This is a genomic window from Sphingomonas sp. SKA58 (genome assembly GCF_000153545.1).
Lineage (GTDB): Bacteria > Pseudomonadota > Alphaproteobacteria > Sphingomonadales > Sphingomonadaceae > Sphingobium > Sphingobium soli.
The window spans coordinates 550,776-575,643 of sequence record NZ_CH959307.1 but is presented as its reverse complement, the minus strand read 5'-3'; the positions used below and the strand labels follow the sequence as shown (position 1 = coordinate 575,643).

Here is a 24,868-nt window from a genome sequence, read left to right as displayed (position 1 = left end):
CTAGGGTCAAATCGCCGCCAAGGCCAGTGGCGTTTCGACGGGCCGCGCCATCAGCCGCCCGCCGCCACGCCGCTCATCGCGAGCTTGCGCGCGAAATGCACTTCGATCGCCTTTGCAACGCCCCGCGCGATTTTTTGCTGACCCTCGCGTGAGGACAAGAAGGCGGAGTCCGCTTCATTGCTGATATAGCCGGTTTCGAACAGGATCGACGGCGTGTCCGGCGCCTTGAGCACCATCAGCGACGCGAAGCGATGATAGGCGCTGCGAAAGGGTACAAAGGGCGACGCTTCGCGTTGGAGCAGCCGTGCGAAACTGGAGGAGATATTCAGCGATTCGCGCTGTGTCAGGTCGATCAGGATCGACGACACATCGCCCGACTGGCCGCCCAGATTGACGCCGTTGATGATGTCGGCCTTGTTCTCGCGCGCGGCCAGGCGCGCGGCTTCCCGGTCCGACGCGGTTTCCGATAATGTGTAGACCGTCGCGCCATGCGCGTCGGTGTTTTCCGCGGCATCGGCATGGATCGAAATGAACAGGTCCGCGCCCATCTTGCGCGCAATGCCATAGCGTTCCTGCAACACCAGGAAGCGATCATCGTCCCGCGTCAGCGCGACGCGCACCCGTCCGCCCTTGACCAGCTGGTCGCGGATCGCCTGCGCGATCGCCAGCGTCACATCCTTTTCGCGTTTGCCATTATCCTTGTTGATCGCGCCGGGATCATGGCCGCCATGGCCCGCGTCGATCACCACCAGCGGACGCGCGCCGTCATTGACGCCCTGCACCGGGGGCAGGGCGACGCCGCGCGCGGCGGGCGGGATCGGCACGGTGATCGAATGCAGCCGCTTTTGCGGGCGCGCGGCCATGTCGGCCGGCGCGTCGAACGCCATGCGGCCGCGGCCCAGTTCGCTACGAAAGCGGCTGTCGCTTACGCCCTGGATCGCGAAGCTCAGCGATTTGCCGTCCGGCGCGATGCGCGCGTCGGCCAGCGTCGCCGGGCTGGCAAGGTCGAGCACCACCCGCGCGCGTTCCGGGCTCAATTGTCCCTGACGAACACTCGCCACCGCGCCATTGCCCGGCGAAAAGGGAAAGCGCCCCGTTTGCGCGCCATCGATATCAAGGGCGATGCGCTGCGGTCCGTCGAGCAAGAAGGCGGACGCGCCCTCCACCCGCTCATCGAAACGCACCACCACCCGGTCCCCCTGCACATCGACGCCGGCGATGCCGCCCGCCTGGCCGGGGGAGGAAAGAAGAATGCTTGCCAGGGCAAGGCTCTGCAACATGCGCCGCTTGTGCACCGCAGGCCTGTCGGCCGTCCAGCCAAATATCATCGACGTTGACCCGTCCAGCGTCCCCACGCTGAACACCCGATTAAGCATCGCCTTCTTTTAACCCGGTAAAATGAGCTGGTTAACGACATCTTCACCATGCTGGCGCAGGACGCCGATGGCGGAGGCGGCGCAAAGGCATAATATTTCGACCAACCGTTGCCGCCCGGGCTATTGACTGCTAACCATTCCCATTCCTGCAAGAATTGCCGTATGTTCGGTCAGTCTTCAGGTCAGACGAGCGCCCGCTGTTGTGCGGGCGAGACAGAACAGGTTGACGCTGCATGAGGCATGATTTTCCATCCACGCTTGCCCCGGTAACGGGCATGGCGGTGTGGATGGTGCGGCCCGGCGCCTTGTCCGGCCCTGCCGATGCAGCAGACGCGCAGATTTTCCTTCAAAACCGGATGCTTGCCTGCGCCGCGCCCGATGGCGCGCGCCGGCCGGCATTCTTTTCTTATCGCGTGGCGGCGCGGCTTCACGCCGCAGCCCGCGCACGCCGGAGACTTATAAATGACAATGCGTATGCTGATCGATGCGCGCCACCGGGAAGAAACCCGGGTCGCGGTCGTCAAAGGTAACCGGATCGAGGAGTTCGATTTCGAATCGGCCGAGCACAAGCAGCTCAAGGGCAATATCTATCTCGCCAAGGTGACGCGCGTGGAGCCTTCGCTCCAGGCCGCCTTCGTCGATTATGGCGGCAACCGTCACGGTTTCCTGGCTTTCAGCGAAATTCACCCCGATTATTATCAGATCCCGCGCGAGGACCGTGAGGCGCTGCTGCAGGAAGAGCGCGCCCATGCCGAGGAAGAGGCCGCGTTGCGCGCCGAGATCGAGGATGACGAGGACGCGGGCGAGGACGGCGTCGAGCTGGTCGAGGCGACTCATCATCATGAGGATGAGGACGCGGCCGAGGCGGATGCCGAAAGCCCGGCGCCCGAAGCCGCCAAGGGTGGCCGCCGCAAGCGCGGGAAGAATGGCGACGATGCTGCGGACGAACTGCGTCGCAAGCGCATGGCCCTGCGTCGCCGTTACAAGATCCAGGACGTCATCAAGCGCCGCCAGGTGTTGCTGGTGCAGGTCGTCAAGGAAGAGCGCGGCAACAAGGGTGCGGCGCTGACCACATATCTGTCGCTGGCGGGCCGCTATTGCGTGCTCATGCCCAACACGTCGCATGGCGGCGGCATCAGCCGCAAGATCAGCAACGCCGCCGATCGCAAGCGGTTGAAGACCATCATCGCGGAGATGAACCTGCCCTCCTCCATGGGCTGCATCGTGCGCACTGCGGGACTTCAGCGCACCAAGCCCGAAATTAAGCGCGACTTCGATTATCTCGCGCGGTTGTGGGACGAGATCCGCGAAAAGACGCTCCAGGCGTCGGCGCCCGAGCTGATCCACAATGATAGCGATCTGATCAAGCGCGCCATCCGCGACATCTACAACAAGGATATCGAGGAAGTCATCGTCGAGGGCGAGGATGGCTACAAGGCCGCCAAGGACTTCATGAAGCTGCTGATGCCGAGCCATGCCCGGCGCGTGAAGCAATATGCCGACGCTGTCTCGCTGTTCCAGCGCGCCAGTGTCGAGGATCAGCTGGCGGCGATGTACAACCCTGTCGTCCAGCTCAAATCGGGCGGCTATCTGGTCATCAACCCGACCGAGGCGCTGGTGTCGATCGACATCAACTCCGGCCGGTCGACGCGCGAACATGGCATCGAGCAGACCGCCGTCGCCACCAATCTGGAAGCTGCGCGCGAAATCGCGCGCCAGCTGCGCCTGCGCGACATGGCGGGCCTCGTCGTCATCGACTTTATCGACATGGAGATGAACTCCAACATCCGTAAGGTCGAAAAGGCGATGAAGGAGGCGCTCAAGGACGATCGCGCCCGCATCCAGGTCGGCCGCATTTCCGGCTTCGGCCTCATGGAAATGAGCCGCCAGCGGCTGCGCACCGGCGTATTGGAAGCCTCCACCCGCCAATGTCCGCATTGCGAGGGCACCGGCCTTGTCCGCACGGCGTCGTCAGCGGGCCTCAGCGCGCTGCGCATGCTGGAGGAGGAAGCGGCGCGCGGTCGCGGCAACCTCATCACCCTGCGCGCCAGCCAGGAAGCGGCCTTCTACGTCCTCAACAACAAGCGCCGCGAATTGGACGAGATCGAGCTGCGCTATGGCGTGCGGATCGAAATCCTGCCCGATGGCGAGATTGAGGGTGCGCGCATGTCGGTCGAAGCCAGCGGCCCCCGTCCGGAGCGTGTCGTCACCTACGCGCCGCTGGTCGAGGATGATGACGATATCGACCTGCCCGAGGATGAAGACGACATCGAAGAGGTCGAGGACGCCGAGGACAGCGCCGAGCGCGAGGAGCGGGGCGACAGGGGGGACGAGGATCGCGAAGGCGGCCGCCGTCGCCGTCGCCGTCGCCGTCGCCGGGGCGGCCAGCGCGAGGACCAGCGCGATGCCGGCTCCGAAGCGGAAACGGACGATAATGAGTCCGGTGACGAGACCGACGCCGAGGACGGCGATGAAGCCGAGGATCGCGATGTCGCCGCGCACGCGGGCGATGCCGATGGTGAAGAAGGCGGTGCGCGCCGTCGCGGCCGTCGTGGTCGTCGCGGTGGCCGCCGTCGGCGCGAAGCGGGCGAAACCGCCGCGATCGAGCAGGACGATGCAACGGCCCCGGCCGACGCCGAGGAAGCGGTTGCAGAACCGGTCGCCGAAGAAGCCCCTGCCGCTGAGCCGGTAAGCGAGGAAGCGGCCGAACCAGCGCCCAAGACGCGTCGCCGTCCCCGCGCCCGCAAGAAAGCGGACTCGGACACCGCCGAAGCAGCGGCAACGGCCGAGGCTCCGGCCGAAGTCGCTCCGGTCGCGACGGAAGAGCCTGCACCTGCGCCCGAAGCGGATGCCGCACCGGCCAAGCCCAAGCGCACGCGTCGCAAGAAGGCGGTGGCGAGCGAAGGCGCGGCGGCTGAAGCCGATACGCCGGCAGCAGATGCGCCGGCCGCCGACGCAGATGCCGCGCCAGCCAAGCCCAAGCGCACGCGCCGCAAGAAGGTGGTCGCTGTCGAGGCAGAGGCGGCGGAGCCCGCCGTCGAAGCTGTACCGCAGGCCCCGGCTGACGCTGCGCCTGTCGCGCAGCCCGAGCCGACCGCTTCGGCGGAACCGGTGCCAGCCGATGCCGCCGCTGCCGACGACGATGCAGCAGGCGAGGACGCCGATGGTGCGCCCCGTCGCGGCTGGTGGCAGCGCACCTTCGGTCAGTAAGCACGCGAAGAGTTGGAATATGAAGCGCCGCTGCCCGTCCGGTTCCCCCGGTGCGCAGCGGCGCTTTTCCTTGTGGCGCGCTTCACGGCGCATTCAGGACGGCCATGGCAAGGGCGGCGGGTGATGGCCCGTCTGCTCCAGTTTCTGGCTCTTGCGCTGGCGGCGCTTGCGCTGATGACCCGCCCCGCGCTCGCTCAGCAGATTTTGCGCGATGCCGAAACCGAAGCCTTCATGGCCGATATGTCCGCGCCGCTGGTCAAGGCGGCGGGCATGACGCCGAAAAATGTCCAGGTCCTCGTCATCAACGACCCGGAAATCAACGCCTTCGTCGCCGGCGGCCAATATGTCTGGGTTCATAGCGGCCTGATCGCGCAGGCGGACAATGTGAACCAGTTGCAGGGCGTGGTCGCGCACGAACTGGGACATATCGAGGGCGGGCACATCATCCGCTCGGGCGAGGGGATCAAGGACGCGACAAGCGTCACCCTGCTCAGCCTGGTACTCGGCGCGGCGGCGATCGCGGCGGGCGGCGCGGAAGCGGGCATGGGCATCATGGGCCTTGGCCAGCAGGCCGCGATGAGCAAATTCCTTGCCTTCTCCCGTGCGCAGGAAAGCTCCGCCGACCTTGCCGGCGCGCGCTATCTCCACAGTGCCGGGATCAGTGGCCGGGGGAGCCTTGAATTTTTCAAGAAGCTGCAAAATCAGGAATATCGCTTGGCCATTCCGCAGGACAATAGCTATGGGCGCACCCACCCGCTGTCGGGCGAACGCATCAGCGTCCTGCGGGAGGTCTATGAGGTCGATCCCGCCTGGGACAGACCGGTCGACCCGCAGCTGGAGGCGCGGTTCGAGCGGATCAAGGCGAAGCTGATCGGCTTCGTGTCCGAACCGCAGCAAACGCTCATCAAATATCCCGAAAGCGATCAGTCGCTCCCCGCCCATTATGCCCGGGCCTATGCCTGGCACAAAAGCGCCTATCCGCAAAAGGCGCTGGCCGAGGCCGATGCGTTGCTCGCCGCCGCGCCGCATGATCCCTATTTCCTGGAATTGAAGGGCCAGATCCTGCTGGAGAGCGGGCGGCCCGCTGACGCGATCGCGCCGCTGCGCGAAGCGGTGAAGATCACCAATCAGCCGCTGATTTCCGTGCTTCTTTCTCACGCGCTCATCGCGACCGAGGACCCGGCCAATTTCGCGGAGGCCGAACAGGTGTTGCGCGTGGCGGTGCAGCGTGACCGCGAAAATCCCTTTGCCTGGTATCAGCTGGGTGTCGTTTACGAGCGGCGCGGCGACACGCCGCGCGCCGCTCTCGCCACGGCGGAACGCTATGCGATGATGGGCGATCATAATCTGGCGCTGCGCAGCGCCGACTTGGCGGTGCAGGGATTGCAGCCCGGCACGGTTGACTATCTGCGCGCGCAGGATATCGCCATGACCTCGCGCGCCGCGGTCGAGCAGCAGCGGAAGAAAAGATAGCAATGACAGATCAGAACCGGCCGAGCTTTCGCGCGGCCCTTTCCAACAGGACCATCCAGATGACCCTTGGCGCCTTCGCCTTCATCGCCGCCGCTGCCGGCGCCGCGCTCGCCGTTCAGGCTCCCGCCAGCGTCGGCGCGACCGATAAGGCCGCGATCGAGCAGATCGTCCATGATTATATTCTGGAGCATCCCGAAATCATTCCACAGGCGATCGAGAAGCTGCAATCCAAGCGCCTCTCCAGCGTGATCGACGCCAGCCGCAGCGCGCTCGAAACCCCCTATGCCGGCGCATGGGAAGGGGCGGCGGACGCTGACGTCACCGTGGTCGAATTTTTCGACTATGCCTGCGGTTATTGCCGTGCCTCGCTACCCGACCTTGGCAAGCTGGTGGGGTCGGACAAGAAGGTGAAGGTCGTCTATCGTGAACTGCCGATCCTGTCGGAAGAAAGCGGCGACGCGGCCAAGGTGTCGCTGCTCGCGGCCGAGCGCGGCCAGTATATGCCCTATCACAAGGCGCTCTACGCCGCCGGGCGCGTGACGCGCGACACCATCCTCGCCGCAGCGGCCAAGGCCGGCATCAGCAAGGCGGATGCCGAAGCGGCGATGGCGTCCAGCAAATATGATTCGGAAATCCAGTCGAACATCGCGCTCGCCCAGAAATTGCAGGCGACCGGCACGCCCACTTTCGTCATCGGCGATCAGGTGCTGAGCGGCGCGGTCGGCTATGACGCGCTCAAGGAAGGTGTGGCAACGGCGCGCGGCAAGTAAGTCATACCGATTGCCGGACTGCCTGCCTTCCCGCCATTGACTTCCCCATCCCTTTTCCCTATCGGACGCCCCCTGACTGGCGGCCGCTGCGTAAGCGGCCCTTTTTTGTCACACCCGATTCTCTTGTTGTTTTTGAGGAATGAACGATGAAGCGCACCTTTCAGCCGAGCAATCTGGTTCGGAAGCGCCGTCACGGTTTCCGCGCCCGCATGGCGACCCCCGGCGGCCGCAATGTGATGCGCGCCCGTCGCGCCCGCGGCCGCAAGAATCTCTGCGCCTGACATCATCGTCGGATCAGCCTGTCGCGCCGGCCATCATGGTCCGGCGCGCAGATTTTCTGGCGGCGAATCGCGGACGGCGTGCGCCGATGCCGGGCTTTGTCCTGCTGGTGCGCGAACGCGGCGATGGTGATCCGGCGATGCGCTATGGCATCACGGTCACGAAAAAGATTGGCGGCGCTGTCATCCGCAACCGGATGAAGCGCCGTTTTCGCGTTCTGGCGCGCGAATTGCTGCCCGCCCTTGGCATTGCCGGCGCCGATCATGTGCTGATCGGCCGGGAAGGCGGGATTGAGCGGGACTTCTCCCTGCTGCGTGCTGAACTGGAAAAGGCGCTTGGCAAGATCATGACGCGGCCGGTCGATGCGCCGCGCGATCCCGCGCACCGCAAGGGCAAGCCTGCGCGCGCGAAAAGTCCCGGCAACCCCCGATGATCGCGCGCCTGCTCATCCTGATCGCGCGTTTCTGGCAACTTGGCCCGTCGCGAATCCTGCCGCCGACCTGCCGCTATGCGCCCTCCTGTTCGGAATATGCGATTCAGGCCGTGCGCAAATATGGCGCGATCAAGGGTAGCTGGTTGGGGTTCAAGCGGCTAATGCGATGCCACCCATGGGGCGGATCGGGCTACGATCCGGTGCCCTGACACGACAGATCACAAGACGGCGGAGCGCAAAAGCGTGGACGACAAGAAGAATATCATCCTGGCGGTGCTGCTGACCGCGGCGATCCTGTTCGGCTGGCCCTATATCTCCAACTATTTCTTCCCCACGGCCAATCCGCCCGCCACAAAGATTGAGGGCGGCAAGCAGGTCCCCGTCGCCCGGCCCGATGCGGACCCCGCCGCCGACAGCCCGGCCGCGATCCGAGACCGCGCGCTCGTGCTCAGGGAAAGTCCGCGCATCCCCATCCGCACGGCCAAGCTGACCGGCTCGATCAACCTCAAGGGCGCGCGCATCGATGACATCGTCCTGCCGACCTACAAGGAAACGATCGCCAAGGATTCGCCGGCCGTTCGTCTCTACAGCCCGTCGGGCACGCAGGACGCCTATTTCGCAGGCTTCGGCTGGCAGGGTGAAGGGCTGCGCGCGCCCGATCGCAACACGCTCTGGACCGCGCAGGGCAGCGCACTCACGCCGACTAGCCCGGTAACGCTCAGCTGGAACAACGGCGCGGGGCAGCTCTTCGAAATCCGCCTGTCGGTCGATGACAACTACATGATCACTGCCGCGCAGAAAGTGTCGAACACCGGCACCGGCACGGTGGGCGTCAAGCCCTATGCCTATATCAGCCGCACCGGCATTCCCAAGGATCCCGATACCTGGACCATCCATGTCGGACCCATGGGTGTCTTCAACGGCGCGGCCAATTACGATGTCAATTACAAAGATCTCGACAAGGGACCGTCGGTCCAGAGCTTCCAGTCCAAGGGCGGCTGGATCGGTTTCACCGACAAATATTGGCTGTCTGCTCTCGTGCCGGCTGCCGACGCCGACTTTGCCGGCCAGTTCCGCAAGGGCGCGGGCACGCAATATCAGGCCGATGTCGCGCTTGGCTCCAACATGGTCGCGCCCGGCAAGGCGGTGACGCAGACGCAGCGCCTGTTCGTCGGCGCCAAGGAAGTGAAGACGCTCGAAGCCTATCAGGACGCCGGCGTGCCGCTGTTCGACCGGGCGATCGACTGGGGCTGGTTTTACTGGTTCGAAAAGCCGATCTTCGCGCTGCTGCACTGGCTGTTTGAACATATCGGCAATTTCGGCGTCGCCATCATCTGCCTGACGTTCGTCGTGCGCGCGATCATGTTCCCGATCGCCCAGCGCCAGTTTTCCAGCATGGCGGCGATGCGCGCGCTCCAGCCGAAGATGAAGGCGCTGCAGGAAAAGCATAAGGACGACAAGCAGCAGCTGCAGATGAAGATGATGGAGCTGTACAAGCAGGAGAAGGTGAACCCGCTCGCCGGCTGCCTGCCCATCTTCATCCAGATCCCGATCTTCTTCGCGCTGTACAAGGTGCTGATGCTGACGATCGAAATGCGGCACCAGCCCTTCGTCCTGTGGATCAAGGACTTGTCCGCGCCCGATCCGCTGCATATCCTGAACCTCTTCGGCCTGCTCGACTTCACGCCGCCCGCGTTCCTGGGCATCGGCGTGCTGGCGCTGCTGCTGGGCATCAGCATGTATTTCCAGTTCAAGCTCAATCCGACGCAGATGGACCCGATGCAGCAACAGATCATGGGCATCATGCCCTGGATGATGATGTTCATCATGGCGCCCTTCGCGGCGGGCCTGCTGGTCTACTGGATCACCAACAACTGCCTGTCGATGGCGCAGCAATGGTGGCTCTATCGCAAGCACCCGGTGCCCGCAGCCGCAGTGCCGGCGAAATAGCGCCAACGCCTACCTCCGTTCGGTTCGAGCTTGTCGAGAACGGCGCACGGGGTTCTCGCCCTTCGACAGGCTCAGGGTTCTCGAACCGAACGGATGTTGCTGTGACCGACCAAGACAATCCCGACCTGATCGAGGACGCGCGCAAGCTCTTTGCCGGGCCGATCGCCTTCCTCAAGTCCGCGCCGGATCTTAAATTCCTGCCCGACATGGCGGTGAATGAAGTCGCCTTCGCGGGCCGTTCGAACGTGGGCAAATCCTCGCTGCTCAATGCGCTCACCAACCGCAACGGCCTGGCGCGCACGTCCAACACGCCCGGCCGCACGCAGGAACTCAATTTCTTCGACGTCGGCGATCCGCTGCGTTTCCGCCTCGTCGACATGCCGGGCTATGGCTATGCCAAGGCGCCCAAGGACATGGTCAAGAAATGGCGATTCCTGGTGAACGACTATCTGCGCGGCCGCGCGGCGCTCAAGCGCACGCTGGTGCTGATCGACAGCCGCCATGGCATCAAGGATGTCGATACCGACATGCTCGACATGCTGGACGGCGCGGCTGTCAGCTACCGCATCGTCCTCACCAAGGCGGACAAGATCAAGGCGAGCGCGCTCGCCGCCGTGACGCAGCAGACCGCCGACGCGATCCGCAAGCGCCCGGCCGCTCATCCCGACATCATCGCCACATCGAGCGAGAAGGGCATGGGTCTGCCCGAACTGCGCGCCGCGGTGCTCGAAAGCGTGACACAGGGCTGACCCTTGACGAAGTGCCCGCGTATCGCGAAGTAACCCGCTTTCGACAAGACGGCCGCAACCCGCTACAGCGGCCGCACACGGCCTTGCGCCGCCTATTGGAGACATGACCATGCGCGCCGAAGCGCAGCAATATATCGACCGTATCGATGCCGCGCTTGCCCTGCTGCGCCAGTCGCTCGACTGGGACCGCGCGCTGCGCCGGCTGGACGAACTCAATGCCCGCGTCGAGGACCCGACCCTGTGGGACAATGCCAAGCAGGCGCAGGAGGTGATGCGCGAGCGCACCCGGCTCGACAGCGCCATCGGCGCGACCCGCGCGATCGAGGCGGAAAAGTCCGATACTGCCGAACTCATCGAGATGGCCGAGGCCGAGGGCGATGAAGGCATGGTGGACGAAGCGGTCGCGGCGCTCAAGGCGCTGGCCGACCGGGCGGACGAGGACAAGATCAAGGCGCTGCTTGCGGGGGAGGCGGACAGCTACGACACCTATCTGGAAATCCACGCCGGCGCGGGCGGCACGGAAAGCCAGGACTGGGCCGAAATGCTCAGCCGCATGTATCGCCGCTGGGCCGAACGGCGCGGTTACAAGGTCGAACTGGTGGACTATCAGGCCGGCGACCAGGCCGGGATCAAGTCGGCGACCTTCCTGATGAAGGGCGAAAACGCCTACGGTTATGCCAAGACAGAGAGCGGTGTCCATCGCCTCGTCCGCATCAGCCCCTATGACAGCAGCGCGCGCCGCCACACGAGCTTTTCATCCGTGTGGGTCTATCCGGTGATCGACGATGATATCGATATCGAGGTCAAGGAGAGTGACCTCAAGATCGACACCTATCGCGCATCGGGCGCGGGCGGGCAGCACGTCAACACCACCGATTCCGCGGTGCGCATCACCCACGTTCCCTCGGGCATCATCGTCGCGTCGCAGAATGACCGCTCGCAGCATAAGAACCGCGCCACCGCGATGAACATGCTCAAGGCCCGCCTCTATGAAGCCGAACTGCGGCGGCGCGAGGAAGCCGCGTCGAGCGACTATCAGGCCAAGACCGAAATCGGCTGGGGCCACCAGATCCGCTCCTATGTGCTGCAACCCTATCAGCTGGTGAAGGACCTGCGCACCGGCGTCACCTCGACCTCGCCAGACGATGTTCTGGATGGCGCGCTTGATCCTTTCATGGCGGCCGCGCTCAGCCAGAAGGTGACGGGCGAGAAGGTCGATGTGGAGGATGTCGATTGATGATCCGGGCGGCACTGGCGGGCGTGCTTGTCCTCCTGTCCGCCTGCGATCAGTTGAGCGGCGGCAATGCGTCCCAGCGCCCTGTCGCCGCCCGTGATTTTCCCCGCGCCGATCGCCCGGTGGCGCCGATCGTATCGACCCGCTGGTCCAGCGAGGAAGCGCGCGATCGCGTCAATGAGGCGGAAGACATCATGGACCGGGCGGGCATCCGTCCCGGCATGACCGTCGCCGACATCGGCGCCGGCGAAGGCTATTATACGGTGCGTCTGGCCCAAAGGGTCGGCCCCACCGGCAGGGTCCTGGCCGAAGACATATTGCCCGAAGTCATAGAGGCGCTCTCGCGGCGCATCACGCGTGAGGAATGGGACAATGTCAGCGTCAAGCTGGGCGCGCCCGAAGACCCGCGCCTGCCCGAAAACAGCTTCGATCGCATTCTGATGGTCCATATGTATCATGAGATTGCAGAGCCTTACGCCTTCCTCTGGCATCTTAGCCCGGCGCTTAAGCCCGACGGCGAATTGATCGTCGTCGATGCGGATCGGCCGACTGATCAGCACGGTACGCCGCCGCGCCTGCTGGCGTGCGAACTCGCGACCATGGGTTTTCGCATGGAGGAACTCATCCCCAAACCAACGGCTGGGGGCTATTTCGCGCGGTTCCGCCGCATTGTGGCGCGCCCGGATCCGTCCGCCATCATCCCCTGCGCGATCAACCAGCGATCACAGGGTTAATATGGCGATCAGGCTGAAAGGATGATCCCATGTCCCTGCCGATGCGTTATAGTAGGCATCCGGGAGGTAAAGCATGACGCAAAGTGAACCCAGGACAGAGCTGTCCTTCGGCCCTACACGCGCGCCGCGCCATAAATTATTCGAACCCGTTTCCCTGTGGCGCGATGGCGCATCCGTGCGCGGGCATCTGCTCGACCTGTCGGCAACCGGCGCGCTGTGCCACAGCGATACGCTGTTCGGCGCGGGCGATCGTGTGCTGATCGATGCGGATTGTCTGGGTGTTGCGGGCCGGGTCGTATGGGCAGGCGGCAAGCGGTTCGGGCTTCATTTCGATGCGGCGCTGCCCGGCCCTGTCATAGAACGGGTGCTGCACCAGGGCTGATCAGCTCTTGCGCCGCCACCTCCGCACCATCGACAGGCCCAGAAATCCGCCACCCACGACCGCCGCTATAGCCCCCCCCGCCGACGCCAGCGCCCAGGCCCCGGCCGCCAGCAGCCCGGTCAGGAAATCGACGATGATGAGGGTCAGGTGGATCATGACGGGATCAGGCCGGCACTAGCGGCCCAGATCCTTGGCTTCCTGATATTTCAGTTCCAGAAACCGGTTCTGCGTCGCCAGCTTGTCAAGGTCGCCGCTGGCCAGATTTTCCGTCATGCGCGCAATTTCCGCCTCGATGACGCCCAGCCCTTCGACCAGCTGCTTTTCGGGCACGCGACCATTGCGTTCCTCCCGCCGCATGGGCGCGGGAATGGACTGATAGCCGGTGACGAGCTCAGGCAGATGATCCGACAGCAAGCGGCGGATTTCCAGAGCCGCGGGGTCCTGTTCATTCAGCCGCTCCAACTGCGGCGCCAGCGTCTCCAGCCGCACGCCGATGCTGTCGATCAGGGTCACGGCCGGCGCGGGCAGGGCCTTGCGCTGCGTTTCCAGCCAGATTTCGGTCTTGAGGGGGAGGGCGGGCAGTTCGGTCTGCGCCAGCGTGTCGGCGCTGACCGGACGGTCGCCGGGCAGCAATGCGAAAAACATTGTCGCGATCAGCAGCAGCCCCAGCACGATCATCACGCCATTGGTGCCCAGCGGCAGGAACCATCCGGCGATCATCGCGCCCATCAGGATGACGAAGATCGCGCCGCCAATGCGCCCCAGCCGCCGCATGATCGACGCATTGCGGCGGTCGCGCGCCCGCGCCGACAGGCTGCGTCCGCGTTCGCTATGGCGGCGCAGCACCGCCTCGGCATCGGCCAGCACGCGGTCGGACCGGCTCATGCTTGTCCCGTTTCCGTTCGGTTCGAGTAGCCGTCGAGCCTGCCGAGACGGCGTATCGGGAACAGTTCTCGACAGGCTCGAACCGAACGGAAGGAAGCAGCGCGCATCCCGCTCACCCCTCGATCGCGCTCAGCAGCGGATTGTCGATGCGGGCTTCCTGCGCCGCCTGCGCCTGGCCCTGCGCCCGCGCGATATAGCCCTTGGACTTCTCCACCTCGTTCGACAGCGTGTTCACCGTCGTCTTCATATTCTCCAGCGCCTTCATCTTGAACGTGTCGATATTGTCCATCGTGTCGTAGATATTCTGGAAAGCGCGCTGCAGCGTCTCGATGGGGATCGTGCTCGATGCTGCCTGCTCATGGATCTGCGCGGTCTGGCTTTTCAGCAGTTCGCCGGTCCGGTCGATCATGTTGGCGGTCGTGGTGTTGAGCGCGGTGATCTGTTCCAGCACCAGGCGTTGCCCGACCAGCGCCTGCGCCACCGTCACGGCCGTCCGCAGCGCCGCCACCGTCGTTGTGCTCGCGCGGTCGACGCCCTTCACCAACTCGACATTGTTCTTCTTGACCAGATCAAGCGCCAGATAGCCCTGCACCGTCACCGCCATCTGCGTCAGCAAATCCTGCGTGCGCTGGCGGATGTAGAACAGCGCGCTTTCGCGGATCGCCTTGGCCTTGGCCGGATCGGTGGAATCCAGGTCCATCGCCTTGGCTTCCAGCCGCGCGTCCATGGTCTTGCTGATATGGATCATCTGTTCCAGGCGACCCATGGTGGCCCACATATTCTGCCGCTCGACATCGATCGCGGCATTATCTTTGATCAGCGTGTCCTTGCCACTGGCAAGGCTGCCCAGGATCGAATTGATGTGGCCCTGCGCGCTTTTGTAGCCGTCGAAATAGTCGCGCATCTTATTGCCGAAGGGGATGATTCCGAACAGTTTCTTGGGCGCGAGCAGGCTGCCGCGCTTGCCAGGGTCCAGATCCTCGACCGTGCGGCGCAATTCGGCCAGGTCGGCGCCGACCTTGCTGTCACTGTCCATCGCGCGCACCGGCCGGTCCAGGAAGCGGTTGCTGTGTCCGGCCGCCTCGGCGATTTCCTTGCGCCCCATATTCGTGAGCTGATCCACGCGCTTGCCGAATTCGGGCGAATTGGCGTCCTGCGCGACCAGATCCTCGACAAAGGCGTCGACCTTCTCGTCCAGCTTGGACTTCTTCTCCTCGTCGATCGGCACCAGCCCCGCGGCCTTGTCAGGCGCGACCGCTGGCACCGGATCGGGCGGCGTCAGGTTGAGCGGGTCGGCGGTAGCGGTGGGCGCGGTCGAAGCCATGTCATCTCCTGATAAGCCCAAGGGCGGCACGAACTGTTATATGTGCATAAAACAGCCAGTCGCAAGTCTGCGCAACTTTTCGAGCCCCTGTTATAAGGCCTGCGCCCCCGCCATTGCAATCGCCCGCCGCCGGGCTAGCATGGCCGCAATATGGCGACGCTCGCCGCATGATGGGAAGGGGGCAGGGTGCAGGACGAACAGGACAGGCTGGTGGCGGCTGTCGCGGCTGATCCACGCTATGAAGCGCTGGTGGCGCGCCGGTCGCGGCTGGGCTGGACGCTCTCGGCGGTCATCTTCGTCGCCTTTGTCGGCTACCTGCTGCTGATCGCCTTTCGCCCTGCGCTGCTGGCGACGCCGGTCGGGACGGGCATCACCTCGCTTGGCATTCCGCTCGGCCTTGGCCTCATCCTGCTCGCCATCGCGCTGACCGGCCTCTATGTGCGCCAGGCCAATCGCCATCATGATGCGCAGATGGCCGCCATAATTCGGGATCATGGCGCATGAAGGCGCAGCTGCTTGCGGCATTCGCCCTATTGCTACCCATGCCCGCCTTCGCCGCCGCGCTGGAGGGGGAGGCGCAGCGCCAGCCCATCAACTGGGTGGCGATCGCGATGTTCGTCGCCTTTGTCGGCCTGACGCTCTGGATCACCAAGGCGGCGGCCGCGCGCACCCGTACCGCGTCGGATTTCTATACCGCGGGCGGCGGCATCACCGGTTTCCAGAACGGCCTCGCCATGGCGGGCGACTATATGTCGGCCGCCTCCTTCCTGGGCATATCGGCGCAGATTTTCACGGATGGCTATGACGGCCTCATTTATTCCACCGGCTTCCTCGTCGGCTGGCCGATCCTCCTGTTCCTGATGGCCGAACGGCTGCGGAACCTTGGTCGCTACACCTTCGCCGATGTCGCCTCCTACCGCTTCGCCCAGCCGCCGGTACGCAGCTTCGCGGCGGTCAGCACGCTGCTGGTCGTCAGCTTCTACCTCGTCGCGCAGATGGTGGGCGCGGGGCAACTCATCAAATTGCTGTTTGGCCTGCCCTATGCCGCCGCCGTGGTGATCGTCGGTGGCCTCATGATGCTCTATGTCCTGTTCGGCGGCATGCGGGCGACCACATGGGTCCAGATCATCAAGGCGGTGCTGCTGCTGGGCGGGGCCAGCTTCATGGCGGTGATGGTGCTGGCGCAGGCCGGCTTCAGCCTGGAAACCCTGTTCGCCCGCGCCGTCGAGGTGAAGACGCAGGCCGCGCTGGCCACCGGCGCGTCTGCGGACCAGGCAGCCCAGCAGGGCCGCGCCGTCATGGCGCCCGGCGGCTTCATCAAGGACCCCGTGTCCGCCATCTCCTTCGGCCTTGCGCTCATGCTCGGCACGGCGGGCCTGCCGCACATATTGATGCGCTTCTTCACCGTCCCGGACGCGAAGGAGGCGCGCAAGTCGGTGCTCTGGGCGACCGGCTGGATCGGCTATTTCTATATCCTGACCTTCATCATCGGCTTCGGCGCGATCCTGCTTGTCGGCACCAATGCCGCTTATCTTGACGGGCAGGGGGCCTTGCGCGGCGGCGGCAATATGGCGGCGATCCATCTGGCGCATGCCATCGGCGGCAATGCCTTTCTCGGCTTCATTTCGGCGGTCGCCTTCGCCACGATCCTCGCGGTCGTCGCGGGCCTGACGCTCTCGGCCGCCTCTGCCGTCAGCCATGATCTTTACGCCACCGTCCTGCGCCACGGGCAGGCCAGCTCGGCCGATGAACTGCGCGTGTCGCGGATCACCACGCTGGCGCTCGGCGCGCTTGCCGTGCTGCTCGGCCTCGTCTTTGAAAAGCAGAATGTCGCCTTCATGGTCAGCCTCGCCTTCGCGCTCGCCGCGTCGGGCAATTTCCCGGTGCTGATCCTGTCCCTGCTCTGGAGCGGATGCACCACGCGCGGCGCGGCTTGGGGCGGGACGATCGGGCTGCTCACGGCTTTCGTGCTGACCCTGCTGTCGTCGGCGGTCTGGACGACGACCTTCGGGCTGGGGGATGCGCCTTTCCCCTATAGTTCGGCCGCGATCGTCTCGGTGCCCGCCGGCTTCCTCGCCATCTGGCTCATTTCGCTAGTCGACCGCTCGCCCCGCGCGGCGATCGACAAGGCAGGCTATCCAGCGCAGCGCGTCCGCGCCGAAACCGGAATTGGCGCCTTCGCCGCCAGCGATCATTGACCACTGGAGAAAGGACCGCGCCATGACCGAACCGCTACCATCCGCGCGGGACCTCGCTGCGCACCGCAAGCCTGCCTTCCCCGGCGAAAGTGAAGCCTATGCGCAGGCGCGACAAGCGCTACTTGTGGAGGAAATCGAATTTCGCCGCCACATGACGCGCCTTACGGCGCAGCGACAAGCACTGCCGCCCGGCCCGGTGATCGAAAAGGACTATCGCTTTCTCGACGAACAGGGCTCCGAAACCGGCTTGGTGAACCTGTTTGGAGAGCATGATACGCTGGTCGCCTATTTCTGGATGTTCGGGCCGCAACGCAATCGGCCCTGTCCGATGTGCACCAATTGGCTAGGCGCGGTGAACGGCAATGCAGCCGACATCAAGCAGCGCGTCGCGCTCAAGATCATCGGCCGCAGTCCGGTCGAGCGGCAGTTCCTGTTTGCGCAGGAACGTCAGTGGCGCGACCTCGACTTCGTGCAGACCGTCGACGACGATTATGCGCGAGACCTTGGCCTAATCAACGACGACGGCACCGAAAACCCAGCCCTTGCGGTCTTCCGCCGCGACGGAGACGAAGTCCGTCTTTTCTGGAAGAGCGAAATGCGGATGGAGATGGCCGATCCGGGGCAGGACCCGCGTGACGCGCCAGACATCGCGCCGCTCTGGTCCATCCTCGATCTAACGCCGGACGGACGCGCCCCGGACTGGTATCCCCGCCTGCGCTATTGACCGCGGGGCTCAGCGCCCCCCTTCGGCGTAATAGCGCTCCATATCCAGCCGCATCTGGTGCAGCGCCTCGGGATTCAGATAGACCATGTGGCCCGCCGGATAATAGCGGAACTGCAAGTTGCCGCGCAGCTGCGGCTCCAGCATCATGTGCTTGAGATCGCGCTCGGTCGAAAAGAAGGGCGTCGCCATGTCATAATAGCCGTTCAGGGACAGCACGCGCAGATGCGGATTGGTGCGCATCGCGGCCGACAGGTCGGCGGTCACGTCGGCGACATTCTGCTTGCCCCCTTCGGGCGGCTGGTGGCTCCAGTCCCATTTGAAATCGCCGCCCTCCCGTGCGCTCAGGCGATAGGACAAGTCCGTCTTGTAGCCGATCTGGCGCGTCACCTGATCCAGGAAGCTGCCGACATAGAGACCGGTGATCCCGGTGCTCGACGGGTCATATTCCGGTTCCTCGCCCGCGGTGTCGGCGTCGATGCCGGTATAGCGGCTGTCGAACCGCCCCAGCGTCGCATGCTCGTCGCGCAGCAATTCCTTGCGAAAACGCGACAGGTTCACGCGCAAATTCGCGCGCTTGAGATAATCGACCGACAGGCCGGTATAGCGGTTGAGCTGGCGCGCGATCTCGTCCGTCTCCTGCGGCGTGATGTCGGATCCTTTCAGCAGCGCGGTGGCATAGGGGCCATTGGCGAATTGCCGCGCTTCCTCGACAAATGCCTCCAGGCTGGCGGGGCGGCCGCCGGGCACCTTGTTATGATACCAGGCGGTGGCGGCATAGCTTGGCAGATAGCCGATATGGATCGTGTCGAAGCCCGACTGGCGGATGCCGTAATTCATGATCGATGACAGCAGCACCACGCCGTTCAGGGCCAGGCCGCGATCCTCCAGCTGATAGGCCAGCGCGCCCGACCGGGTCGTGCCATAACTTTCTCCGAAAATATATTTGGGGTCGCCCCAGCGGCCATTCTTGGTCGTGTAGCGGATGATCGCCTTGGCAAAGGCGTCCACATCCTGATCCACGCCGTAGAAGTCCGAACCCTTGGTGTCGCCAATCGGGCGCGAATAGCCCGCCCCGATCGCGTCCAGGAATACCATGTCGGTGCTGCCGATCAGGCTGTCATTATTGGGACCGACGTCAAACGGCGCGGGCTTGACCGCCTGCGGGTCGGTGGTGCGCACATGCATCGGCGCGAAGCTTCCCATGCGCAGCCAGAGCGACGAAGACCCCGGGCCGCCATTATAGAAGAAAGTAACGGGGCGGTTCTTTCCGGCCGCGGTATAGGCGGTATAGAACATGCTCCCCATCGGCTTGCCCTGTTCATCGCGGATGGTCAGCGTGCCCGCCGTCTGGGTATAGGCGATGCTCTTGCCATCCACCCGCGCCGTCCCCTTGCCGCTTTGCGTCACTTCCTCGACCGGCGCGCTGGCCCAATTGGCCGCGACCGCCTCGGCGACCTTTTCGGCATGCTGCTTCTGCGCGTCGGGCGCGTCCTTCTGCGCCAGCGCGGGAGAAGCCAGCGCAGCCAGAGAAACAAGAGTCAGGGAGATAGGCAGCCGCATGGGCAAATGGTCCTTTCTGATGGTGCGATCCTGTGTTGCTTCCATAAAGCAGTTATACGGCTGTGCAACTATCCATGTTATTCTGTCTCATCCCTCCGCCGATGCGCCTGCCCTTGCCGCAGCGCGGCATTTCCTGTAGGGGCGCGCCCGATAGTCCCGTCCCGGCGTGGTGCCGAACCGGGAAACCCGATCCCAAAGGCCGTTCATGTCCCAGCGTAATATCGCCATCATCGCGCACGTCGACCATGGCAAGACCACCCTCGTCGATCAGCTTTTCCGCCAGTCCGGCACCTTCCGCGACAATCAGCGCGTGGAAGAACGCGCGATGGATTCCAACGACCTGGAAAAGGAACGCGGCATCACCATTCTGGCCAAGCCCACCTCGGTCGAATGGAACGGCACCCGCATCAACATCGTCGACACCCCCGGCCACGCCGACTTCGGCGGTGAGGTGGAACGCATCCTCTCGATGGTCGACGGCGTCATCCTGCTGGTCGATTCGTCGGAAGGCGCGATGCCCCAGACCAAGTTCGTCACCGGCAAGGCGCTGGCGCTGGGCTTGAAGCCCATCGTCGTCGTCAACAAGGTCGACCGCCCCGACGAGCGCATCCAGGAAGTGCTGGACGAAGTATTCGACCTGTTCGTGACGCTGGACGCCAATGACGAACAGCTCGACTTCCCGGTCCTCTACGCATCGGGCCGCAACGGCTATGCCAGCGAAGACCCGCAGCGCCGCGAAGGGACGCTGGAGCCGATGTTCCAGAAGATCGTCGATCATGTGCCGCCGCCGGCGCTGGACGAGGATGCGCCGTTCAGCTTCCTCGTGACGCTGCTCGACCGCGACAATTTCCTGGGTCGCATCCTGACCGGCCGCGTCCAGTCGGGCACGCTCAAGGTCAACCAGCCGATCCACGCGCTCGATGTGGACGGTAACGTGATCGAAACCGGCCGCGCGTCGAAAATCCTGTCCTTCCGCGGCCTGGACCGCGTGCCGGTGGACGAAGCCAAGGCGGGCGACATCATCTCGCTGGCTGGCCTCACCGTCGCGACCGTCGCCAACACCATCGCCGACCCGCAGGTCAGCGAGCCGATCAAGGCGCAGCCGATCGACCCGCCGACGCTGTCGATGCGCTTTGCCGTCAATGATTCGCCGATGGCCGGTCGTGAGGGCAGCAAGGTGACGAGCCGCATGATCCGCGATCGCCTGGCCCGCGAAGCGGAATCCAACGTCGCGATCAAGGTCACCGAATCGGAAGACAAGGACAGTTTCGAAGTCGCCGGCCGTGGCGAACTTCAGCTGGGCGTTCTCATCGAAACCATGCGTCGCGAAGGGTTCGAACTAGGAATCAGCCGTCCCCGCGTGTTGTTTGGCGAAGACGAAAACGGCGGCAAGACCGAACCGTATGAAACCGTCGTCATCGACGTGGATGATGAATTTTCCGGCACGGTCGTCGACAAGATGAACATCCGCAAAGCGGAAATGACCGACATGCGCCCCTCGGGCGGCGGCAAGACCCGCATTACCTTCTCTGCGCCCTCGCGCGGCCTGATCGGCTATCATGGCGAATTCCTGTCCGACACGCGCGGCACGGGCATCATGAACCGGCTGTTCGAAAAATATGGCCCGCACAAGGGCAAGATTGAAGGGCGCAAGAACGGCGTCCTCATTTCGAACGGCGCGGGCGAAGCCAATGCCTATGCCCTGGGTCCGCTGGAAGAACGCGGCATCCTGTTCGTGGGCGTGGGCGAAGCCCTCTATGAAGGCATGATCATCGGCGAGAACGCCAAGCCCGAAGATCTTGAAGTCAACCCGATGAAGTCGAAGGCGCTCACCAACTTCCGCGCCAGCGGCAAGGATGACTCGATCCGCCTGACACCGCCCAAGAAGATGACGCTGGAACAGGCCATCGCCTATATCGACGATGATGAAATGGTCGAAGTGACGCCCAAGACCATCCGCCTGCGCAAGCGCTATCTCGATCCCAATGAGCGCAAGCGCATGAGCCGGGCGAAGGCGGCCGCCTGATCGGCGATTGATTTTCGAAGGGGCCGGCGCCGCAAGGTGCCGGCCCCTTCATTTTTACGGCGCGACTCAAAATGGGACAGGTCAGGGGACGCATAGCCGCGCGCATTTGCGTCGGCTTGCCCTGTCATGTCATCTTTGCGCCCTAGAGCGAACCGAATCGTAACCGATGCTTTTGCAAGCAAGTTGCGTGACGGGTGCTATGATCGCCAATGATCGTTGGGCACCATGGCCGCACGCAGGAGGAAAGACGGAGTGGCGGAGACCCTGCCAGCCTTGAGCGAGGGAGAAAAGCAGTGTCTGCGCCTTGTCGCGCAGGGCTTCAACTCCAAGGAAATCGCGCGGCAGCTGCATGTGTCCGAGCATACGGTCGATCAGCGCGTGCGCACCAGTTTGCGCAAATTCAACGTGCCTTCGCGCAAGGAAGCGGCGCGCCTTTTCGTTTCGGCTGAACAACCATCGCCCCAGAACGGCACATATCAGCCATTGATATATCAATCGCAACCGCTTGCCTCCGATCCCGAACCTGCGTCATCCAGTGCTCAGCCGGATAGGCCGGATGATGAGCAGCAGCCCAGAACGCTCTTGCGACGCATCCTCGCCTTCGGCCCGCCGCTAGGGGGATCGACCAATGAACTGAGTATCGATGGCCGCATATTGGCGATGGTCCGGGCCGCTATTTTGACCGGTGTCGGCGTCGTCGCTTTGCTGCTGCTCATTCGCGGGGCCTTCACGGTCCTGAGTTGATTGTCCCGATATTGTTACGCTGCAAGGCGCACCGCCCATCATGGTGTGTGCGAAGGAGAAGACTTGTGCTGAACCTCGACCCCGTCAAGACCCAGGCTGTCGCCACCCAGACCCGTCAGACGTTCGCTGCCTTGGACAGCGCGCTTGCCGATGCGGCCCATCTGACCGCCGCGTTTCTTACCGCTTCGCAAGACTCGGGCATGACCGCGAGCGAAAGCCAGCGCATTCTCAAGCAAATCCATGAAAGCGCGACCAAGATCATCGAGGGCCGTAGCGACATGGTCCGGGCGACGGCTCTCCTGACGCGGTGTGTCGAACGCAGCCAGTATGAGCCCACGGCCTTCGGATGCCCAATTGGCCTAGAACAGGAAGAACATCAGCGCGAAACCGCGCGGCACCTGACCCTGGTCGCCTGACCAGGCGGGAAGTCGCTGGCGTTCGACCGGATGTTTGACCCCTCTCACAAACGGAGATTCGGATGCTGGCGGCTTCCTTCTGGCTCTTGATGGTGATGGCCTGCGTGTTCGCCCTATGCTTTGGCGGTCGCGATGGCCGATTGCTGGCGGTCATTGCGACCGCAGCGGCATTGCTATCGATTCCAGCGCAACTTGCCGGCTCCTGGAATGCGACGCAGCTCTGGTTGATGGGCGTGGATCTTGCCACCTTCATCGCATTGCTGGGCCTGATGTTTCAAAGCCGATCCTACTGGCCCATATGGGTTGCCGCCTGTCAAATGATGACCGTGCTAACCCATGTCGTAACATTGCTGATGCCGGACTTCATTGGACGCATCTACGCCGGCCTCAGCACGGTCTGGGTCATCCCGCTCCTGCTTTTCACCATCATCGGCATCGAACTCGACCGAAAGGCCCGCCATGACCGCGCATATGCCGCCTGAACGCGCGATGCCCAGCCAGCAGGCCGTCGATCTGGTGGTCGCGCTGCAACGCTGCCTCACCCGTTTTCATGCGTTGCAGGAAGAACCACCGGTTCTCGACGGGCAGGATGGCGATGGCTTCACCATGCTCGCGCGCTATGTGGAGGCGCGGCGGGCGCGCTCGATGCTCTTTGGTCAGGGGCTGTTCGCCGACCCGGCTTGGGACCTGCTGCTGGCCCTCTTCCAGGCGGAACTGGAAGATCGCACGATGACGCTGGAACAGCTCACCGAAACGCTGCGCCTGTCGATGAATGTCATGCTCAATCATGTCGGCATATTGGAACGGCGCGGCCTGCTGGCCGAACATAGTCTGTCGCCCCGTGGCCAACGCCGCCGGATCATGCGCCTGACGCCGTTGGCGGTGGACGCGATGACCTCATGGCTGTCGATCGCCTTTGGCGGGGAGGATGCCACTTCGGCATAGCAAGCGCCCAAAAGGCTGGCTTCCGCGCGCCGCTCTCCATATAGTCGGTGGCGTTTGCCCTATTCCCGCGAAAGCGCTTCATGCATCTTCTCATCGGCCTCGCCGGCATCGTCCTCATTCTCGCCATCGCCTTCGCCCTTTCATCCAACCGCCGCGCCATTCGTCCGCGCGTGGTGGGCGCGGCCTTCCTGTTGCAGGCGGGGATCGCGCTGCTGGTGCTCTACGTACCGGCTGGCCGCGCGATCATCGCGGGCATGTCGCGGGGTGTGTCGAACCTGCTCGGCTATGCGCAGGCGGGCACCGATTTCATCTTCGGGCCGCTCGCCCGTCCCGATATCGGCGGCGCGAGCTTCGCGATCGCCGCGCTGCCGGTCATCATCTTCTTCGCCAGTCTGGTGTCGATCCTCTATTATCTGGGCATCATGCAGTTCGTCGTCCGCTGGGTCGGCGGCGCGATCGAAAAGGTGACGGGCGTCTCCAAGGTCGAAAGCCTGTGCGCGGCGGCCAATATCTTCGTCGGCCAGAGCGAAAGCCCGCTGGTGATCCGCCCTTATCTCGCCGCGCTCAACCCCGCGCAGCTGTTTGCGGTGATGACCAGCGGCATGGCGGGGGTCGCCGGCACCATTCTGGCCGCCTATGCCTCCATGGGGATCCGGATCGACTATCTGCTTGCCGCCAGCTTCATGGCTGCGCCCGGCGGCTTGCTGATGGCCAAGATCATCATGCCCGATGAGCCTGAACGCGAACCTGAACTGCCGCTGGGGTCGCATCATGATCTGCCGCTGCCCGATGCGCGGATGAGCGGCGCCGGCCCGGCCGCGATTATGAGCGAAACGACGCCGGGCGAGCCCATGCCGCCTGCCACCCATGATGAGGAACGCCCCGCCAACATCATCATGGCCGCCGCGCAAGGGGCGCAGACAGGTGTCAAGCTCGCCGTCGCGGTCGGCGCGATGGTGCTGGCCTTCGTGGCGCTTGTGGCGCTCGCCAACGGCATATTGGGCGGCATCGGCGCGCTGTTCGGCTATCCCGATCTCAGCTTCCAGATGCTGCTGGGCTATGTCTTCTCCCCGGTCATGTATCTGCTCAACATCCCGTGGACCGAAGCGCAGGTGGCAGGCGGCCTATTCGGCACGAAGGTCGTGCTCAACGAATTTGTCGCCTACATCAATCTGGGTCAGGTTCAGGGTGCGCTGTCGCCCACCACCATTGCCATCGTCACCTTTGCCCTGTGCGGCTTCGCCAATTTCAGTTCCATCGCGATCCAGATGGCGGTGACGGGCAATCTTGCCCCCAACCAGCGGCCGATGATCGCGAAGCTAGGCATCAAGGCGCTGGTCGCTGGTAGCCTCGCCAATCTGATGAGCGCGGCGCTGGCAGGCCTTATGTTGAGCCTTTAAGCCCGATCAGGACGAAAGCGTAACAGAAGCCCTGTTTCTTTCGCCTCAACTAGGCT

General features: G+C 64.0%; 25 protein-coding genes. 20 read left to right on the top strand and 5 right to left on the bottom strand.

What is annotated here, in order from left to right:
• Positions 1–50: 50 nt before the first annotated feature.
• A complete protein-coding gene (locus tag SKA58_RS12150) occupies positions 51–1,328 on the bottom strand; it encodes an N-acetylmuramoyl-L-alanine amidase (RefSeq protein WP_037543531.1) in 1,278 nt (425 codons plus the stop codon).
• A 522-nt stretch (positions 1,329–1,850) separates the two neighbouring features.
• Here SKA58_RS12150 and SKA58_RS12145 point away from each other — a divergent pair.
• From SKA58_RS12145 to SKA58_RS12095, 11 genes are all read left to right on the top strand, one after another.
• Entirely contained in the window at positions 1,851–4,586 is a 2,736-nt protein-coding gene (locus tag SKA58_RS12145) for an Rne/Rng family ribonuclease (protein WP_009822734.1), read from the top strand.
• A 123-nt stretch (positions 4,587–4,709) separates the two neighbouring features.
• On the top strand, positions 4,710–6,059 hold the full coding sequence (locus tag SKA58_RS12140) for a M48 family metalloprotease (protein WP_037543096.1): 1,350 nt from the start codon (positions 4,710–4,712) through the stop codon (positions 6,057–6,059).
• Positions 6,060–6,061: 2 nt separating this feature from the next.
• Positions 6,062–6,829, top strand: a complete 768-nt coding sequence (locus SKA58_RS12135; protein ID WP_050763035.1) for a DsbA family protein — start codon at positions 6,062–6,064, stop codon at positions 6,827–6,829.
• 146 nt (positions 6,830–6,975) lie between these two features.
• Positions 6,976–7,110 (top strand): 50S ribosomal protein L34, encoded by a 135-nt coding sequence (rpmH, locus tag SKA58_RS12130; RefSeq protein ID WP_021227954.1) that lies wholly within the window; start codon positions 6,976–6,978, stop codon positions 7,108–7,110.
• Positions 7,111–7,145: 35 nt separating this feature from the next.
• Positions 7,146–7,541, top strand: a complete 396-nt coding sequence (gene rnpA / locus SKA58_RS12125; RefSeq protein WP_037543092.1) for a ribonuclease P protein component — start codon at positions 7,146–7,148, stop codon at positions 7,539–7,541.
• The gene (gene yidD, locus SKA58_RS12120) at positions 7,538–7,750 is read left to right on the top strand and encodes a membrane protein insertion efficiency factor YidD (protein ID WP_009822730.1); all 213 of its coding nucleotides are present in this window, start codon (positions 7,538–7,540) and stop codon (positions 7,748–7,750) included. Before rnpA ends, yidD begins: the two co-directional genes overlap by 4 nt.
• 34 nt (positions 7,751–7,784) lie before the next feature.
• The gene (yidC, locus tag SKA58_RS12115) at positions 7,785–9,491 is read left to right on the top strand and encodes a membrane protein insertase YidC (RefSeq protein WP_009822729.1); all 1,707 of its coding nucleotides are present in this window, start codon (positions 7,785–7,787) and stop codon (positions 9,489–9,491) included.
• A gap of 101 nt (positions 9,492–9,592) precedes the next feature.
• Positions 9,593–10,240, top strand: coding sequence for a ribosome biogenesis GTP-binding protein YihA/YsxC (gene yihA / locus SKA58_RS12110; RefSeq protein WP_009822728.1), 648 nt, complete (start codon positions 9,593–9,595; stop codon positions 10,238–10,240).
• Positions 10,241–10,349: 109 nt separating this feature from the next.
• Entirely contained in the window at positions 10,350–11,477 is a 1,128-nt protein-coding gene (gene prfB, locus SKA58_RS12105; protein WP_037543528.1) for a peptide chain release factor 2, read from the top strand.
• A complete protein-coding gene (locus tag SKA58_RS12100; RefSeq protein ID WP_009822726.1) occupies positions 11,477–12,208 on the top strand; it encodes a class I SAM-dependent methyltransferase in 732 nt (243 codons plus the stop codon). Before prfB ends, SKA58_RS12100 begins: the two co-directional genes overlap by 1 nt.
• A 73-nt stretch (positions 12,209–12,281) precedes the next feature.
• Positions 12,282–12,590 (top strand): PilZ domain-containing protein, encoded by a 309-nt coding sequence (locus SKA58_RS12095; RefSeq protein WP_009822725.1) that lies wholly within the window; start codon positions 12,282–12,284, stop codon positions 12,588–12,590.
• On the opposite strand, the gene SKA58_RS20080 is transcribed toward SKA58_RS12095, so the two are convergent.
• From SKA58_RS20080 to SKA58_RS12085, 3 genes are all read right to left on the bottom strand, one after another.
• Complete coding sequence (locus tag SKA58_RS20080) at positions 12,591–12,746, bottom strand: hypothetical protein (RefSeq protein WP_009822724.1); 156 nt, start codon at positions 12,744–12,746, stop codon at positions 12,591–12,593.
• 18 nt (positions 12,747–12,764) lie between these two features.
• Positions 12,765–13,475, bottom strand: coding sequence for a hypothetical protein (locus SKA58_RS12090; protein ID WP_009822723.1), 711 nt, complete (start codon positions 13,473–13,475; stop codon positions 12,765–12,767).
• A 112-nt stretch (positions 13,476–13,587) separates the two neighbouring features.
• Complete coding sequence (locus SKA58_RS12085; RefSeq protein WP_009822722.1) at positions 13,588–14,799, bottom strand: toxic anion resistance protein; 1,212 nt, start codon at positions 14,797–14,799, stop codon at positions 13,588–13,590.
• A 186-nt stretch (positions 14,800–14,985) separates the two neighbouring features.
• Between SKA58_RS12085 and SKA58_RS12080 the strand changes: the two genes are divergently transcribed.
• The 3 genes from SKA58_RS12080 to SKA58_RS12070 are packed head-to-tail and all read left to right on the top strand — an operon-like array spanning position 14,986 to position 17,721.
• Entirely contained in the window at positions 14,986–15,303 is a 318-nt protein-coding gene (locus SKA58_RS12080) for a DUF485 domain-containing protein (RefSeq protein WP_009822721.1), read from the top strand.
• Complete coding sequence (locus tag SKA58_RS12075; RefSeq protein ID WP_009822720.1) at positions 15,300–16,997, top strand: cation acetate symporter; 1,698 nt, start codon at positions 15,300–15,302, stop codon at positions 16,995–16,997. The genes SKA58_RS12080 and SKA58_RS12075 overlap by 4 nt, the downstream gene beginning before the upstream one ends.
• Before the next feature lie 22 nt (positions 16,998–17,019).
• On the top strand, positions 17,020–17,721 hold the full coding sequence (locus tag SKA58_RS12070) for a DUF899 family protein (RefSeq protein WP_009822719.1): 702 nt from the start codon (positions 17,020–17,022) through the stop codon (positions 17,719–17,721).
• 9 nt (positions 17,722–17,730) lie between these two features.
• On the opposite strand, the gene SKA58_RS12065 is transcribed toward SKA58_RS12070, so the two are convergent.
• Positions 17,731–19,281, bottom strand: a complete 1,551-nt coding sequence (locus SKA58_RS12065; protein WP_037543524.1) for a S10 family peptidase — start codon at positions 19,279–19,281, stop codon at positions 17,731–17,733.
• 205 nt (positions 19,282–19,486) lie between these two features.
• Between SKA58_RS12065 and typA the strand changes: the two genes are divergently transcribed.
• The 6 genes from typA (at position 19,487) to SKA58_RS12035 (ending at position 24,812) form a co-directional block, all read left to right on the top strand.
• Positions 19,487–21,307: a translational GTPase TypA gene (typA, locus tag SKA58_RS12060; protein ID WP_009822717.1), complete on the top strand. Its 1,821-nt coding sequence runs from the start codon at positions 19,487–19,489 to the stop codon at positions 21,305–21,307.
• Between the two features lie 252 nt (positions 21,308–21,559).
• Positions 21,560–22,051 (top strand): response regulator transcription factor, encoded by a 492-nt coding sequence (locus tag SKA58_RS12055; protein WP_009822716.1) that lies wholly within the window; start codon positions 21,560–21,562, stop codon positions 22,049–22,051.
• 65 nt (positions 22,052–22,116) lie between these two features.
• Positions 22,117–22,467 carry a hypothetical protein gene (locus SKA58_RS12050; RefSeq protein ID WP_009822715.1) on the top strand — a complete coding sequence of 117 codons (351 nt, stop codon included), beginning with the start codon at positions 22,117–22,119 and terminating at the stop codon, positions 22,465–22,467.
• Positions 22,468–22,529: 62 nt separating this feature from the next.
• Entirely contained in the window at positions 22,530–22,949 is a 420-nt protein-coding gene (locus SKA58_RS12045; RefSeq protein WP_009822714.1) for a hypothetical protein, read from the top strand.
• Positions 22,939–23,412, top strand: a complete 474-nt coding sequence (locus SKA58_RS12040; RefSeq protein WP_232209418.1) for a helix-turn-helix domain-containing protein — start codon at positions 22,939–22,941, stop codon at positions 23,410–23,412. The genes SKA58_RS12045 and SKA58_RS12040 overlap by 11 nt, the downstream gene beginning before the upstream one ends.
• Before the next feature lie 80 nt (positions 23,413–23,492).
• Positions 23,493–24,812, top strand: coding sequence for a NupC/NupG family nucleoside CNT transporter (locus tag SKA58_RS12035; RefSeq protein ID WP_009822712.1), 1,320 nt, complete (start codon positions 23,493–23,495; stop codon positions 24,810–24,812).
• The last annotated feature ends 56 nt before the right edge of the window (positions 24,813–24,868 follow it).